Genomic DNA, 14,282 nt, shown 5'->3' with positions numbered 1-14,282 from the left:
CGTGGACCGCATCCCGATTCTCAAGATGGGACCGCTGCTGCTGGTGACCATCCAGGTGGACATGCACGATCAGCTGGCGGCCACGCTGCTGGACGACCTGTCCGAGCGGATCAGCCGGCATTCGGCCCGCGGCGTGCTCATCGACATCTCCGCGCTGGACATGGTCGATTCCTTCATCGGCAGGATGATTAGCATGATCGCCGGCGTGGCCAGCATCATGGACGCCACCACGGTGCTGGTCGGCATGCAGCCGGCCGTGGCCATCACCCTGGTCGAGCTGGGCCTGACCCTGCCCGGGGTGCGTACAGCGCTGGACGTGGAGCGCGGCATGAAGCTGCTCCAGGACAGCGTGGACGCGCGATGAGCCCGGAAAGCGGGGAAGCGGCCGTACGCACCGAACAGGACGTGGTGCTGGCGCGCCAGCTGGTCCGGCGCCTGGCGGTACAGGCCGGGCTGCGGCTGGTGGACCAGACCAAGCTGGTCACCGCCGTCAGCGAGCTGGCGCGCAACACCGTCATCTATGGCGGCGGCGGGGTGATGAACTGGAGCCTGCAGCAGGAGGGCATGCGCAAGGGCGTGCAGCTGCGGTTCGTCGACCAAGGGCCCGGCATCCCGGACATGGCGCTGGCGCTGACCGACGGCTGGACCTCCGGCTCGGGCATGGGCCTTGGCCTGACCGGTGCCAAGCGGCTTGTCGATCGGTTCGAAATCCGCAGCGAACTGGGCAAGGGTACCGAGGTCACGATCTCCAAATGGAACTGACGCACTCCGGGCCGATCGGCACGGACATCAGGGTCGAGGAGGCCACCCAGGTCGGCCAGGTCCGGCGCCATGCGCAGGCGCTGGCGACCCAGATCGGCTTGGACGAGCACGATGCAGGACGCGCCGCGCTGGTGGCCACGGAACTGGCCACCAACGTGGTCAAGCATGGCCGCGGTGGCTGGATCCACGTGCAGGCCGTCCCGGATGCGCAGGGCGGTCTTGGCGTGGAGCTGTGTGCGCTCGACCAAGGGCCGGGCCTGGACCTGGCGGCCTGCCTGCAGGACGGCTACTCCACCGGCGGCACCTCCGGCATCGGCCTGGGTGCGGTCAAGCGGCAGTCCAACCTGCTCGAATCCTGGTCCGATGCCAAGGGCGCCATCGTGCTGGCGCGCGTGCTCAGGCAGGGCGCCAGCGACCTGGCCGTGGGGGCACGCCGTCGATCGATGGATGGCGGGACGTTCAGCGGAGATGGCTGGTCGCTCCGCACGGGCCCCGGGCACATGCAGGTCTGTCTGGTCGACGGCCTGGGCCATGGCCCCGAGGCGGCCCGGGTCGCCGATGCGACTGCCCAAGCCTTCCTCGCCACCCAAGCGCGTGACCCTTCCCTGGTGCTGACCGCTTTGAACGCCGCCCTGGGTGGGACCCGCGGCGGCGCGGTGGCCGTAGCCTGCCTGGACACGGCCAGCGGCCAGTTGCGCTACGGCGGGGTGGGCAATATCGCAGGTCGCCTGTTGACCCCTGCGGGCAGTCGCGGACTGGCCTCGCTGCCGGGCATCGTGGGGCTGCAGTTCCGCAAGGCGCAGACCTTCGACTTCCCCCAGGCCGGCAGCGCGCTGCTGGTGCTGCACTCCGACGGCCTGCAGGGCCGCTGGGACCTGCAGCAGTACCCGGGCCTGGCCCTGCGCCACCCCGCGCTCATCGCTGCGGTACTGTGTCGCGATTTCGATCGTGGTCGGGACGACACCACGGTCGTGCTCCTGCGTTTGTCCGAGTTCACATGAAGACCGATTCCCCCCAGACACCGCCGCCACCGACGACCGAGCAGGACAACGCCCAGCTGCGCGAGCAGCTGCTGGCCTTGCGTGCCGAGCTGGAAGAGACCAACCAGGGCGTGCTGGCGCTGTATGCCGAGCTGGACGACCAGGCCGAGCAGCTGCGCCAGGTCTCGGACCTGAAGAGCCGCTTCCTGTCCTACATGAGCCATGAGTTCCGCACGCCGCTGGGGTCGATCCGCTCCATGACGCGCCTGCTGGAGGACGAGATGGACGGACCGCTGACCGCCGAGCAGCGCCGCCAGGTGCGCTTCGTCAGCAGCGCCGCCCAGGAGTTGACCGAGATGGTCGACGACCTGCTGGACCTGGCCAAGATCGAGGCGGGCAAGATCACCATCTCGCCGGCCTGGTTCGACCTGATGGACCTGATCTCCGCGCTGCGCGGCATGTTCCGGCCGATCTCCGAGGGCGGCACCGTGGCCCTGGTGTTCGAGGACCCGCCGCAGCTGCCCATGCTGTACACCGACGACAAGAAGCTGGCGCAGATCCTGCGCAACTACATCTCCAACGCCCTGAAGTTCACCACCTCGGGCGAGGTGCGGGTCTCTGCGCGGCAGGAGGACGCGGCCGGGGAGTGGATCCGCTTCACCGTGACCGACACCGGCATCGGCATTCCCGAAGCGCTGCACGCCACCCTGTTCGAGGATTTCGTGCAGGTCGACTCGCCGCTGCAGAAGCGCCTGCGCGGCACCGGGCTGGGGCTGTCGCTGTGCAAGCGTTTCGCCATCCTGCTGGGCGGGCACGTGGGCATGCACAGCGTGCCCGGCGAGGGTTCGGCGTTCCATGTGGTGCTGCCGACGCGCCTGGCGCAGGAGCAGGCACATGGCTGAGCGGATCCTGGTGGTCGACGACAATGCGGCGACCCGCTATTCGGTGCGCCGGGTGCTAGAGCACTACGCCTACCAGGTGCAGGAAGCGGAAACCGCCTCCCAGGGCCTGGCGCTGATCCACGACGGCGATTTCGACGTGGTCGTGCTGGACGTCAACCTGCCGGACTACAGCGGCTTCGAGCTGGTGCGCAAGCTGCGCGATGATCCGCTGCACCGCCGGCTTCCGGTGGTGCATGTCTCGGCCGCCTCCATGCAGGTCGGCGACATGGTCACCGGCCTGGAAGCCGGCGCCGATGCCTACCTGGTCCATCCGGTCGATCCGGGGGTGCTGATCGCCACGCTGCGCACGCTGCTGCGCGCCCGAAGCGCGGAAGAGGCGCTGGTGAAGAGCGAATCGCGCATGCGCGAGATCTTCAGCAACCTGGCCGCGCCGATCGCGGTGCTGGACGCGCAGCTGCGGGTGGTGGAAGCCAATCCCGCGTTCGGCCGCGCCTTCTCGTTGGCCGGCACGCGCGACCTGCGGCTTTCGGAGTACCTCTTGCACGGGCAGGACGCGGCCGTGCAAGCGATGCAGGATGCGATTGGCGCCAATCGTCGCTGGGCAGGCGTGCTGGTGACGGCGACCGGGCGGGAAGTGGAGTGGCGGCTGACGCCGCATACGCAGGCCGGGCAGTCGATCCTGTTCATGCAGGACATCACCGAGCAGCGCGACCGCGAGCGTCTGCAGAAGAAGAAGCTGGACCTGGCCACCGGCCAGCTCGAGCAGGAGATCGCCCAGCGCCGGCAGAGCGAAAGCCAGCTGGTGCAGGCGCAGAAGATGGATGCGCTGGGCCAGCTCACCGGTGGCATTGCCCACGACTTCAACAACCAGCTGACCAGCATCGTGGCCGGCATCGACATCATCGAGGCCTCGCTCAAGTCCGGGCGCCTGGACCGGATGGAGCGGTTCATCGACATCGTGCGCCGCGCCTCGCTGGGCGCGGCGGCGTTGACCCAGCGCCTGCTTGCCTTCGGGCGCAGGCAGGCGCTGGCACCGACGGACTTCAACGTGCACGAGCACGTGCTGTCGCTTGAGGAGATGCTCCGCCGCACCATCGGCGAGAAGGTCGAGCTGACGCTGAAAACCGGTATCTCGCCCGCAATCGCCCGCGCCGACGTCAACCAGTTCGAGAACGTGGTGCTGAACCTGGTGTTGAACGCCCGCGACGCCATGCCCGAGGGCGGGCACATCCTGATCGACTCCGGCGTGGTGGAGTTGTATGGGGACCGCGAGCTGGCCGATGGCGCGTACGCGCGCCTGGTCGTGACCGATACCGGCGCGGGCATGTCCGAGTCTGTGATCGAAAAGGCGTTCGAACCGTTCTTCACCACCAAACCCACCGGGCAGGGAACAGGCCTGGGCCTGTCCATGGCCTATGGCTTTGCCAGGCAGTCCGGCGGGACCATCGGCATCACCAGCCAGCTCGGCCGTGGTACCCAGGTGGAGTTGATGCTGCCGCTGGGACAGGAGGCCAGGCAGGCGGTCCGCCAGGATCTTCCCGACAGCCTGCCCGATGGCGACCAGCAACGCATCCTGCTGGTGGACGACAACGTGCTGTTGCGTGAGGTCACCCAGGACATGCTGGTGGCGGCTGGCTACGTGGTCAGTGCGGTGGCCGATGCCGAGCTCGCCCTGGCGCTGCTGGACGGTCCGGAGCCATTCGACTTGCTGGTGACCGACGTTGGCCTGCCGAGAATCAGCGGCCGCGAACTGGCCGACAAGGTGCGCGTGGCCAAGCCGGAGATGCCAGTGCTGTTCATCACCGGCTACGCGGCCGATTCCTTCGACCAGCCCTTCACCCTGGATGATCGCACCGCGTTGCTGCCCAAGCCCTTCTCCATGCTCGAACTGCTGGGCAAGGTGGACGCGCTATTGAAGACCGCGCAGGCAAGTTTTGCCGAAGCGCGCTGACCGGGGCGGCGCGTTGCACGGCCCCTCAACAGCCAATGGACTAACCTGCCGCGCAATCAAAGCAATGTGGCAATGATGAAACCGAAGTTCGCCGAGCGCAGGGTTCTCACGCGCGGTGTGAGCGACCCGCAGGTCCAGGACGTCATCGACAAGGTCCGCGCCTACCTCGATCGCCATCTCTTCGATACCAACGGCGATCTGGCGTGGTGGAGCGAGTTCGAGCGCTTCCTCGAGGGCGCATTGGCGGGGCTGGGCGAACACCAGCGGGTCGCCGTGGAGATCGCCACCGACACCATGCTGGTGCATTCGGGCGTCCAGTCCTGGTCACTGGCGCGCGCGTGGCTGGAGGTGGCGCGGCGACAGGGGGAGCAGGGCGCTTGATCGTGCTGCGCAGCGAACACCGATAGCCTTGTTGTGGGAGCGGCTTTAGCCGCGAAGAGGCCTTACCCGGAAAGCCTCTTCGTGGCTAAAGCCGCTCCCAAAGCGCCACGCGCACTGGCATCGGCTGCGTGTGCGCACCGCACACTTGGATGACCCCAAAACTTTCCCTGACAAGTCATCAGCCAGGCGCACCTCTTCGATCACTTCTCCGGACTGCCCGGCGCAGGCTTCTCGTAGTCGGCGGGCGTGGCCTTGTTCTTGTCAGGATCGGTGTCCGGCATGTCCCGATGCTTGTGCCAGGCCTTGTCCGCGCGCTGCTGGTCGGGCGTGAACGCCTTGTCCTGGTCGCTGACATCTCCGCTCGGGTTCAGCGGCAGGTCGTCCTTGCTGCGTGTCTCCTTCATGGTATGTCCTCCGATGATGGTGTGTTCAAGGTGCCGCCCGCCTCGTAAACGGGCGTGAGCGCTGCGATGGCATGCATGCAACAAGCGACCGCGGTCACCCGGCGAGATGGCGCCCGCGCTAGAGAGCGGGCGCAATGCTGGAGGGCGCGTGCAGCTCCGTCACCAGCCGCTGCTCCAGTGCCTTCAGGTAATCCGAGAACCCGGCAGGCGCCCTGGCCTGGCGGCGCGCGCTGGTCTCCACGATGCCGGCCGACGACCTGGCAATGCGCAGGCCAAGCTGGTGGCAACGCTCCACCAGTTGGCGATCTTCGCCGGTCAACAGCGGCAGGAATCCACCGCAACGACGATAGGCCGCGCTGGAAAGACCGAGGTTGGCGCCGTGGACATGGTCATGGCCCGCCTGCTGCGGGTGCAGCGCGGAAAACCGCGATGCGACGATGTCTCCATAGCCTTCCCAGTCCTCGACCTGGACCATCCCGCAGAACACCTCGCAGCGGCTTGCGAGCTGGACGGCCAGCCAGTCCGCCGGCACTACCGAGTCCGCATCGGTCATGGCCAGCCAGCGTGCGCCTCGCGCGATCAGGATCTCCGCGGCCGTGCCCCTGGCAAGGCCAACGCCACCGGGCGGGGCCACCTCCACCACCTGCGCCCCGGCCTGTCGCGCGATGCTGGCGGTGGCATCGGTGCAGCCGTCGGCGGCCACCAGCACGCTGACCTGCTCACCCTGCAGGGCAGGGTGCAGGCTGGCGTGGAGGACGGCTTCGATGCAGCGTCCGATGCACTGGGCCTCGTTGCGCGCCGGAACCAGCACGCCGATCACCGCAGGCCCTCCTGCTGTGCCACCGACTGCGGGTGCGTGGTCCAGGCTTCCAGCAGGAAGTCGCTGTCCTTGTAACGGTAGGCCAGCGGCAGCGACAGCTGTGCGGCGATCTGCGCGTGCACCTGGTTGCCGTCCTGGTGCGCCTCGGCGAACGGGTGCCGCCAGTGACAGGCGACGAACAGGCCATCGGGCACCAGCGCATCCTGGATGCGTTCGATCATCTCCGTCAGGTCGGGCAGCGCGAGGTAGTAACCGACCTCGCTCAACACGATCAGGTCGAAGCTGCCGCTGGGCCATTGCTGCGGGTGCTGCGCCTGGACGATCTGGACATTGCTGCGCTCGCCGACCCGCTGCCGCGCCAGGGCCACCGCCTGGCTGGACACATCCGTGGCCAGCAGCGCCTCGCAGCGCGCGGCCAGTCCCCGGGTGGTTTCTCCGTTCGAACACCCCAGCTCCCATCCCCGGGCAAAACGCGCGCGGGGCAGGGTGGCCAGCAGGATGTCGCGCTTGCGGGTCTCGTACCACCTGGAGCGATAGCCGAAGGGGTCTTGATCGCGGTACAGGCCGTCGAAGTACTCGGCATTTGCGGAGGTCATGGCAGGAACACCTCGAATGGCCGGTGGAAGCGCGCCAGCGCCCACGGCGGAAGGATGGGGGCGCGTGGCGCCGGATCGCTGTGCCCGGTCTGCGTGCGGAACTGGGCGATCGCATGCCGCTTGCGCTCGCGTGCCGTCTCCGAAAGCGCCAGCTTGAGCGCCCCACGCAGGAACGGCGCGCTGTCAGGGTCGGACCAATGCCAGGCCCAGATCGGGTACTGCACCAACCGCGCCCCGCACAGCGCTGCCGCCGCGGCGGCGGCCTGCGCGCAGGCCTGGTGATCCGGATGGCCGTCTCCGGCATAGGTCACCAGCACCAGGTCGCTCGCACGCAGCTGCTGCGCAAGCGCTGCCTGCAAGGCCTCGCGGCGGGCGCTCAATGCGCCATCGCCCAGCGCAAGGCTGACGACCCGGGCCGAGGCGGCGCCAAGCGCGGCGAGCGCATCGATCAACTCCTGGCGGCGGGCCGCTGCAAGCCTGTCCGGCGGCCAGCTTGGGTCATCGGCGTAGGCCGCCTCGCCATCGGAGGCGGACAGGATGAGCAGCGGTGTGGCGCCTGCGCGCTGCTGCATCAGGCTTGCGATCAGTCCACCGCAGCCCAGGACTTCATCATCGGGGTGCGGCGAGACCACCACCAGGCGCTGGGCATCGGCCAGCAGTCCCTCCACAGAGGTCTGCGCCAGCGTCTGCAGCGGTGCCGATCGCGACCACTCCTGTTCGCTGCGGCCGCACCCGCTGATCACAGCCTCGTCTACAGGTGCCAAGGGCTGTCTCCCAGCGCGATGGAGGACTCGCCCAGCCATTGCTCGTCGCGTTCGGCATGGCTCTGGCGGATGAACACCGCAAGATCGGCACAGCGCTGTGCATGCTCGGCATCGGTGCAGAGCGGCCCCGGGCCCATGGCCAGCGCACTGCGCTCCAGCACATCCCGGCACACGCGGTCGGCGACCGTGCGAACGCGGATGACCTCGTTTCGATGCGGTTCCTGGGGTGCGGCATCGATACGGGCGGCCAGCGCGTGCAGCAGGGCACGCAAGGCCACCAGCGATCCATCCATCGCGCCCAGGTGCGCGGCCGCGAACGGGTTGCCGCGATGGCCGCTGCGCCTGAGCTTCTCCGCCACCGCGGTCGCCGCGCCATACCAGCAGGCGGCGATGCCGGCACCACCGTGCCAGAAGCCGGGGCGATCCAGATAGAAATCACGCCCGCCGATGAAGCGCGCCGGCGCGTCCAGGAAGTCGACCGTCCCGGTTTCGATCGCGGCCATGCCGGGGCCGTGCCAGTGCGAGGTATCGACCTTCGTGGTATCCGGCGAGAGATCGACGGCCACCAGTTGGCACCCGGCCTCGTCCTTCACGGTGACCAGGGCGCGCGTGACCCGTCGCGCGCCACTGCACCAGGGCTTGCGTCCACGCAGATGCGCCGAAGGCTGCGTCAGTTGCAGCGTGCTGGCAGGGCCTTCGGCGGCCCAGACGCCCCAGAGCGTGCCTTCGGCATGTTCGCTGCCGAGCCGGGCCTCCGCGAGAATGGCCAGCGCATCGTAGTGCGCTTCCAGCAGCTTGACCGTTGCCAGATCCTGCGATGCGATCTGCGCCAGCACACGCCAACGCGCGAGGGTGTCGCCTCCGCCTGGCAGCGGCAAGGTGGGATACGCGGTCAACCATCGCTGCACGCCGTGCATGAGGGGTGACGCGTCCGTCGTGATCTCACCAGACGCGAAAGAAGGGTGTGCATTCATTGCACTGAAGCTATGAATGGCACCGTCAATCGATTGTGATTGGATTCACGATTGCGCTTGCATGGCGCGCGTTTGTTCGTCGCATGGACACAAGTGTCGGGCACGCAAAAAATGCAGTGACACGCCACGCCGGTGCTGCGACCTGAGGGAGCTTCAAAATGGCGTATCGCTACACCCGCCTGCGTCTGGGTGCAGTCAGCCTTCCAAACCTTCACGCCCCTGCGAGATGCCCACCCCCTTTGTGGGAGCGGCTTCAGCCGCGAAGGGGCGTTTGCCATAAACCCGCTCGCTGATGGGTCTGGCTTTGAATCTCCAGGCGAGGAGGCCACTAGCTTCCGCGCTCTGCATGCAACAAAGTCGCCCGCAATGCCAGCTGCGCCCGCAATCACTCCGCGCTACGTAAGGCAGCTCACTATTGGCACTGACGGCCGCATCCGAATGCGTCAGGACGGGAACACCCTTCTTCGCGCGCGCATCGACGGCCATGGCCTGACCGAAGGTCGTCGGGTCAGCACACCCCACAGAGCCGAGGAGCCTCATATGAGTTCAGACACCAGGAGCTTGCATCACATGCTCGACGCACTCGAGCGCATGCTGGCCAATGGCGCAGCGGGCGACCCATCGTTCGCCACGCGAGTCATGGCAGAAGCAGGACGGATCGTGGGGACTGCACCGCCCGAACAGGTGGCGCGGATCAATCGCGAAGTGGGCGAGTTACTGGAGCGCCACGGCATCATGCCGGAGAATCCGGGCGCAGCGGGCTGATCCAGTCGGCGGTCTCGCCTCGGTTGCCCATCGGCGGCGACCCCGAGGACACAACCGGACTTTGCGCCACAGCAAGCATCCTCTGAAAGAAAAAGCGCGCCAGGGGAAGCAGAAGATTTCCCCTGGCGTCAAACAGCCAACGATCCGATCAGGACAACAGCAAGCCGCCGGTCGCACCGAAGACTTCGCCCGTCACGTAACTGCTTTCCTGGCTTGCGAGGATGACGTAGAGCGGCGCCATCTCCACCGGCTGGCCAGCGCGCTTGAGCGGGGTCTCCGAGCCGAAGGAGGGAATGTCTTCCGGCGGCTGACCGCCGCTGGGCTGCAGGGGCGTCCAGACCGGGCCCGGCGCCACCGCGTTGACGCGGATGCCCTTGCTGGCAAGCTGCTGTGCCAGGGACTTGGTGAAGTTCACGATGGCCGCCTTGGTCGAGGCGTAGTCCAGCAGGTTGGGAGAGGGCTGGTAGGACTGGATCGACCCGGTGTTGATGATCGCCGCACCCGCCGGCAGGTGCGGGATGGCCGCCTTGCAGATCCAGAACAACGAGTAGACGTTGGTGCGATACGTCGCATCCAGCTGTTCGGTGGTGATGTCGGCAATGTCCTCCACCGCGGTCTGCTTGCCGGCGATGTTGGCCAGGATATCCAGCCCGCCCAGGCCCTGGACCGCGTCGGCCACCAGGCGTTGGCAGAACGCCTCGTCCTGCAGGTCGCCGGGCAGCTTGATCGCCTTGCGACCCTCCGCCTCGATCAGCTGCACCACCTCGGCCGCATCGGCTTCTTCTTCCGGCAGGTAGTTCAGGGCAACATCGGCACCTTCACGGGCGAAGGCGATGGCGGTGGCGCGCCCAATGCCGGAGTCGGCGCCCGTAACCAGCGCCTTGCGGCCTGCCAATCGCCCGAAACCTACGTAGGTCTTCTCGCCATGATCGGCCGCAGGCTCCAGTGCATGCACCGTGCCGGGCGGTTCCTGGGTCTGGCCCGGAAACTCCGGCTGCGGAAACTGGGTGAGGGGATTGCGCATCGTGTATTGGTTCGCTGAGGACATGGGGTCGCCATTGGCCGCTAAGGGAACCGTGATGATGCTAGTGACGTGTTGCCGTGCCGGTGAAGCGCGGCCGCGTGGATGCTCACATGTGGGTGACGCTCAGCGGCCGGGCAAGGACGCGCTGTGCATCGGCAACCTTGCGACCTGCGGAAATCTTCACGACCGCATGCTCGCCGCGGACGTGCACACGTGCGGGCGCACGGCGACGTTGACGCAGGGCGCCCGGCAACGCAAAAGCCCTAGGGCTTGTCCGCGCCAGGCCGGTTCCTGTTTTTCTTGGCCTTGGTCACCAGCGCGAAGACCACCACGATCAGCAGGATGAAAAGCCCAACGACCCACGGCATGAAACCGTCCATAACGCGTCTTCCAACAGGAGGGGGAGCGTCAGTGTTGCCGGTGGCGGGTGATAGCCGTGTACATCGGGATGGCGGTCGGCTGGCGCAGGCAACGCATTGGCGAGCGCTGCCCTCGTCGCGAGGTTGCGCTAGCGGACCACCACGCCGTCATCGTGGGGGAGGCTGGATGGCTCACCTCGTGCGACATCGATCTGTCGGTCCAGCGCGAAGGCCGCGCGTTGCAGATGCGCGATGCGCTGCGCAGCGCCGTTGCCGCATGCCATCTCTGCAGCCTGCATCAGCGCAAGCGCCCGCTGGAGATCCGGCTGCGCATGCAGCTGCGCATACAGTGCTTCATAGCGGGAGGCGTCGGTCAAATCCACGCGCGCGCGTCCCTCGGCTGGGCCCGGGGCAGTCGCATCGGCACCGATGCAATTGAGCAAGGCCGACGCCTGCAGGTCGCGCAGCGCGCTTTGCACACCTGGGTCCAGGACCGGTCCGGAGAACGCAGAGACCACCGGATTGCGCGAGGCCAGATGCTTGCCGTAACCCAGCTTGGACTGCGCCACCGGCATCAGGCTGGTGCAGGACACGGTCAACACGGCGAGCGACGCGGCGCTCGCGAAAAGAAACTTCACACTTACCCCCTGTTAGCGGGCAGAGTGTGGCGCCAGGGGCGTGAGCATGTGGTGATTCCGCGGCGCGAGGGAACTTTCGCGTCGTCGGCGCCTGACTACGGCGCGGTGGTAGCGTCCATGGCCAGCAGGCGCCTGACATTGCCGATCAGATCGCCGCCCTCGAAGGGCTTGGTCATGTAGATGTCCGCGCCAGCCTCCAGGCCCGCGGCCCTGTCGGCCGGGTGTGCGCGCCCGGTCAGCATGATGACGGGCAGGGTGTGGTCCCGTGCATCCCGGATCCTGTTGCACAGCTGCACGCCATCCAGCAGCGGCAGGTCGACATCGACGATGAGCAGGTCGAAGGGGCTCTGCACCGCCCGCGCCAGTCCATTGAGGCCATCGCCTTCCACCGCGACCTCGAATCCGTTCTGCTCCAGCGTCATGCGGATGGTCTCCGCAACAAGCGCGTGGTCCTCCACCACCAGCACGCGTGGCACCGTGTGCATCCCTTCACCTCCGCAGGTCCTGGCAGGACCGATGGCCCAGCGTGCAGATGAGACCGGCAGGAAAGGGTGAAGACCCTAGGGCTCGGCCACCGGCACCGCCGGCCGCGCCGGCGAGCGCGCGGCCAGGGCGTGCGCAATCGCGCCAAGCAGCTTGGCCCGGGTGAAGGGCTTGGCGACGATGGTCGTGGCGCTGGCCTTGTACTGGTCCATGTCGATGTCGCGCGGGTAACCCGAGGCGAAGAGCAGGCGCAGGTCCGGGTCGATCGCCCGCGCCTGGCGGGCCAGTTCCCAGCCGCTCATGCCCGGCATGACGATGTCGGAGAACAGCAGGTCGATGGACCGGTCCGGCCTGGACAGCAGGCTCAGGGCGGTGGCGCCGTCCTGCGCCTCCAGCACCCGATAGCCGGCATAGCGCAGGGTTTCCACCACGTAGGCGCGAACGTCGTCGTTGTCCTCGGCCACCAGGATCGTGCCTTCGCAGCTGGCCTCGTCCAGGGCCATGTTGCCGGCCGGCTCCTCGTCGGTCACGTTGCCGGCCGCGCGCGGGAACATCAGGGTGAAGGTCGTGCCCTTGCCCGGGGACGAGCGCACCACCACGTGGCCCTTGGACTGCTTGACGAACCCATAGACCATCGACAGGCCCAGGCCGGTGCCACGCCCGACTTCCTTGGTGGTGAAGAAGGGTTCGAAGATGCGGCCGACCACGTGCTCGGGAATGCCGGTGCCCGAATCGGTGACCCGTAGCAGCACGTACTCCCCCGGCTCCAGGCCGTCATAGGCGGCCGCGTCCTGCGCATCGACCAGGCCATTGCTGGTCTCCAGTTCCAGCGTGCCGCCCTGGGGCATGGCGTCGCGGGCGTTGACCAGCAGGTTGAGGATGCTGGCCTCCAGCTGGCTGGGGTCGACCTCGATCAGCCACAGGTCTTCCTGCTGCACCACTTCCAGCCGCACCAGCTCACCGAGCGCGCGCCGCAGCATGTCTTCCCATTCGCTCAGGTGGCGGTTGACGCTCAGGGTGCGGCTCTTCAGCGGCTGCCGGCGCGAGAAAGCCAGCAGGCGCTGGGTCAGGTTGGCGGCCGACAGCACCGCCTTCTGCGCGCTGTCCAGCGCCCGCGGCACGCGATGCTGGAACTTGGGGTTGTCCAGCATCAGCCGGGCCTGGTCGATGTTGCCGGTGATGATGGTCAGGATGTTGTTGAAGTCGTGGGCCACCCCGCCGGTCAGCTGGCCCACCGCCTCGATCTTCTGCGCCTGCCGCAGCGCGTGCTCGGCCTGGCGGCGCTCGGTGGTCTCCAGCGCCTCGGCCACCAGCGCGCTGACCGCCCCGTTCGGGTCCAGCAGCGGCCGCAGGGAGAAGTCGAAGCTCCTGCGGCCAGTGGGCAGGTTGAGTTCAAGCTCGTAGCGGGTGTGCTCGCGGCGGCTGCCGCGCTCCAGCGCGCGCTCGATGAGTTCGCTGGCGCCGTCGGTGCCGGAGAACCAGGGCGAGTTGGCGTAGGGCAGGCCGATGACCTCCTGCTTGGGCGCCAGGATCGCCGCCAGCGAAGCGACGTTGGCATCCAGGATGGTGCCCTGCGGGCTGATGATCTGCTGCAGCTGGTAGGCCGATTCGAAGATGGCCGCCAGCGTCTCCTGGCTTCTGCGCAGGTCCTGGGTACGCCGTGAGACCTCGCTTTCGAGGTGTTGATTGCTCTGCTCCAGCTGGGTCTGGGCGCGCTTGAGCGAGGTGACATCGATGGCCAGCAGGTAATAGCCGGTCAGCTGGCCGGCTTCGGAGAACTCGGGCACGCAGTCCACCTGGGCCACGCTGTCCGGTTCCCGCCGGTCCAAATGCGCCTGGAAACTCACGCGCTCGCCGGCGGCGGCCCTGGCCAGCTGCGGCTGGATCGCCGCGAAGATCGCATCGCCGAACACCGCGCTGGCCGGCTGGTGCAGGGCCTGCGCGCTGCTCACGCCCAGCCAGGGCGCAATGCGCTGGTTGGAGAACAGGAAGCGGTGTTGCGGATCCAGGTGCGCGATCAGCGCGGGGAGCGAATCGGTGATCAGCTCCAGCTGCGCCCGCTGCCGCGCCAGGCCGGCCTGCGCCTGCGCCAGCTGGCGGCGCTTGTCCGCTTCGAGGAAGGCGCGCTCGACCGCGTCGGGCAGCCGTTGCAGCCGCTGTTTGACCACGTAATCCACCGCGCCCTTCTTCAGCGCGCGCACCGCCGCTTCCTCGCTCAGGGTGCCGGAGACGAAAATGAAGGGCACATCCGGCGCGGCCACCGCCGCCAGCTCCAGGGCGGTATCGCCATCGAAGGCCGGAAGCACGTGGTCGGCCAGGATCACATCGAAGTTCCCGGCCGCCAGCAGGCGCTCGTAGTCCTGGCGCGTCCACACCCGTTCCTTGACGAACTGCAGGCCGGCGTTGGCCAGATGCACGCTGATCAGCTCCGCATCCAGCGCGCTATCTTCCAGCATCAGGATCCTGATGGTCGGCGCTT

At 67.7% G+C, this 14,282-nt stretch carries 16 protein-coding genes; 7 read left to right on the top strand and 9 right to left on the bottom strand.

Annotation, left to right across the window (positions count from 1 at the left end; translation table 11 throughout):
- Position 1: 1 nt before the first annotated feature.
- From EPA99_RS17440 to EPA99_RS17415, 6 genes are all read left to right on the top strand, one after another.
- Entirely contained in the window at positions 2 to 364 is a 363-nt protein-coding gene (locus EPA99_RS17440; protein WP_129472535.1) for an STAS domain-containing protein, read from the top strand.
- Positions 361 to 762, top strand: coding sequence for an anti-sigma regulatory factor (locus tag EPA99_RS17435; RefSeq protein WP_129472534.1), 402 nt, complete (start codon positions 361 to 363; stop codon positions 760 to 762). Before EPA99_RS17440 ends, EPA99_RS17435 begins: the two co-directional genes overlap by 4 nt.
- Complete coding sequence (locus tag EPA99_RS17430) at positions 753 to 1,763, top strand: ATP-binding protein (RefSeq protein ID WP_129472533.1); 1,011 nt, start codon at positions 753 to 755, stop codon at positions 1,761 to 1,763. Before EPA99_RS17435 ends, EPA99_RS17430 begins: the two co-directional genes overlap by 10 nt.
- Complete coding sequence (locus EPA99_RS17425; RefSeq protein WP_129472532.1) at positions 1,760 to 2,644, top strand: sensor histidine kinase; 885 nt, start codon at positions 1,760 to 1,762, stop codon at positions 2,642 to 2,644. Before EPA99_RS17430 ends, EPA99_RS17425 begins: the two co-directional genes overlap by 4 nt.
- Entirely contained in the window at positions 2,637 to 4,595 is a 1,959-nt protein-coding gene (locus tag EPA99_RS17420) for a response regulator (RefSeq protein ID WP_129472531.1), read from the top strand. Before EPA99_RS17425 ends, EPA99_RS17420 begins: the two co-directional genes overlap by 8 nt.
- 75 nt (positions 4,596 to 4,670) lie before the next feature.
- Positions 4,671 to 4,976 carry a hypothetical protein gene (locus EPA99_RS17415; RefSeq protein ID WP_129472530.1) on the top strand — a complete coding sequence of 102 codons (306 nt, stop codon included), beginning with the start codon at positions 4,671 to 4,673 and terminating at the stop codon, positions 4,974 to 4,976.
- A gap of 200 nt (positions 4,977 to 5,176) precedes the next feature.
- Here EPA99_RS17415 and EPA99_RS17410 read toward each other — a convergent pair whose 3' ends face one another.
- From EPA99_RS17410 to EPA99_RS17390, 5 genes are all read right to left on the bottom strand, one after another.
- A complete protein-coding gene (locus EPA99_RS17410; RefSeq protein WP_129472529.1) occupies positions 5,177 to 5,380 on the bottom strand; it encodes a hypothetical protein in 204 nt (67 codons plus the stop codon).
- Between the two features lie 118 nt (positions 5,381 to 5,498).
- A complete protein-coding gene (locus EPA99_RS17405; RefSeq protein ID WP_129472528.1) occupies positions 5,499 to 6,200 on the bottom strand; it encodes a glycosyltransferase family 2 protein in 702 nt (233 codons plus the stop codon).
- A complete protein-coding gene (locus EPA99_RS17400; protein ID WP_129472527.1) occupies positions 6,197 to 6,796 on the bottom strand; it encodes a class I SAM-dependent DNA methyltransferase in 600 nt (199 codons plus the stop codon). Before EPA99_RS17400 ends, EPA99_RS17405 begins: the two co-directional genes overlap by 4 nt.
- Positions 6,793 to 7,560 (bottom strand): PIG-L deacetylase family protein, encoded by a 768-nt coding sequence (locus tag EPA99_RS17395; RefSeq protein WP_241688449.1) that lies wholly within the window; start codon positions 7,558 to 7,560, stop codon positions 6,793 to 6,795. Before EPA99_RS17395 ends, EPA99_RS17400 begins: the two co-directional genes overlap by 4 nt.
- A complete protein-coding gene (locus EPA99_RS17390; RefSeq protein WP_241688448.1) occupies positions 7,548 to 8,534 on the bottom strand; it encodes a dehydrogenase in 987 nt (328 codons plus the stop codon). The genes EPA99_RS17395 and EPA99_RS17390 overlap by 13 nt, the downstream gene beginning before the upstream one ends.
- 540 nt (positions 8,535 to 9,074) lie before the next feature.
- On the opposite strand from EPA99_RS17390, the gene EPA99_RS17385 reads away from it, so the two are divergent.
- Complete coding sequence (locus tag EPA99_RS17385) at positions 9,075 to 9,299, top strand: hypothetical protein (protein WP_129472525.1); 225 nt, start codon at positions 9,075 to 9,077, stop codon at positions 9,297 to 9,299.
- 148 nt (positions 9,300 to 9,447) lie between these two features.
- Here the strand turns inward: EPA99_RS17385 and EPA99_RS17380 are convergent, their stop codons facing one another.
- From EPA99_RS17380 to EPA99_RS17365, 4 genes are all read right to left on the bottom strand, one after another.
- On the bottom strand, positions 9,448 to 10,347 hold the full coding sequence (locus EPA99_RS17380) for an SDR family oxidoreductase (protein WP_129472524.1): 900 nt from the start codon (positions 10,345 to 10,347) through the stop codon (positions 9,448 to 9,450).
- Positions 10,348 to 10,831: 484 nt separating this feature from the next.
- Positions 10,832 to 11,320 carry a hypothetical protein gene (locus EPA99_RS17375; protein ID WP_129472523.1) on the bottom strand — a complete coding sequence of 163 codons (489 nt, stop codon included), beginning with the start codon at positions 11,318 to 11,320 and terminating at the stop codon, positions 10,832 to 10,834.
- 95 nt (positions 11,321 to 11,415) lie between these two features.
- Entirely contained in the window at positions 11,416 to 11,805 is a 390-nt protein-coding gene (locus EPA99_RS17370; RefSeq protein ID WP_129472522.1) for a response regulator transcription factor, read from the bottom strand.
- A gap of 75 nt (positions 11,806 to 11,880) precedes the next feature.
- Positions 11,881 to 14,259, bottom strand: a complete 2,379-nt coding sequence (locus tag EPA99_RS17365; protein ID WP_129472521.1) for a response regulator — start codon at positions 14,257 to 14,259, stop codon at positions 11,881 to 11,883.
- Positions 14,260 to 14,282: the final 23 nt, after the last annotated feature.

It is taken from the genome of Pseudoxanthomonas composti (assembly GCF_004122095.1).
Classification (GTDB): Bacteria; Pseudomonadota; Gammaproteobacteria; order Xanthomonadales; family Xanthomonadaceae; genus Pseudoxanthomonas_A; species Pseudoxanthomonas_A composti.
This window is presented reverse-complemented; position numbering and strand designations above follow the sequence as displayed.

What these genes read in the sequence shown, in the direction of transcription:
- EPA99_RS17410 (WP_129472529.1), bottom strand. Translation starts at nt 5,380, where the DNA reads ATGAAGGAGACACGCAGCAAGGACGACCTGCCGCTGAACCCGAGCGGA.
- EPA99_RS17370 (WP_129472522.1), bottom strand. Translation starts at nt 11,805, where the DNA reads ATGCACACGGTGCCACGCGTGCTGGTGGTGGAGGACCACGCGCTTGTT.
- EPA99_RS17435 (WP_129472534.1), top strand. Translation starts at nt 361, where the DNA reads ATGAGCCCGGAAAGCGGGGAAGCGGCCGTACGCACCGAACAGGACGTG.
- EPA99_RS17400 (WP_129472527.1), bottom strand. Translation starts at nt 6,796, where the DNA reads ATGACCTCCGCAAATGCCGAGTACTTCGACGGCCTGTACCGCGATCAA.
- EPA99_RS17415 (WP_129472530.1), top strand. Translation starts at nt 4,671, where the DNA reads ATGAAACCGAAGTTCGCCGAGCGCAGGGTTCTCACGCGCGGTGTGAGC.
- EPA99_RS17380 (WP_129472524.1), bottom strand. Translation starts at nt 10,347, where the DNA reads ATGTCCTCAGCGAACCAATACACGATGCGCAATCCCCTCACCCAGTTT.
- EPA99_RS17365 (WP_129472521.1), bottom strand. Translation starts at nt 14,259, where the DNA reads ATGCTGGAAGATAGCGCGCTGGATGCGGAGCTGATCAGCGTGCATCTG.
- EPA99_RS17420 (WP_129472531.1), top strand. Translation starts at nt 2,637, where the DNA reads ATGGCTGAGCGGATCCTGGTGGTCGACGACAATGCGGCGACCCGCTAT.
- EPA99_RS17390 (WP_241688448.1), bottom strand. Translation starts at nt 8,534, where the DNA reads ATGAATGCACACCCTTCTTTCGCGTCTGGTGAGATCACGACGGACGCG.
- EPA99_RS17425 (WP_129472532.1), top strand. Translation starts at nt 1,760, where the DNA reads ATGAAGACCGATTCCCCCCAGACACCGCCGCCACCGACGACCGAGCAG.
- EPA99_RS17430 (WP_129472533.1), top strand. Translation starts at nt 753, where the DNA reads ATGGAACTGACGCACTCCGGGCCGATCGGCACGGACATCAGGGTCGAG.
- EPA99_RS17385 (WP_129472525.1), top strand. Translation starts at nt 9,075, where the DNA reads ATGAGTTCAGACACCAGGAGCTTGCATCACATGCTCGACGCACTCGAG.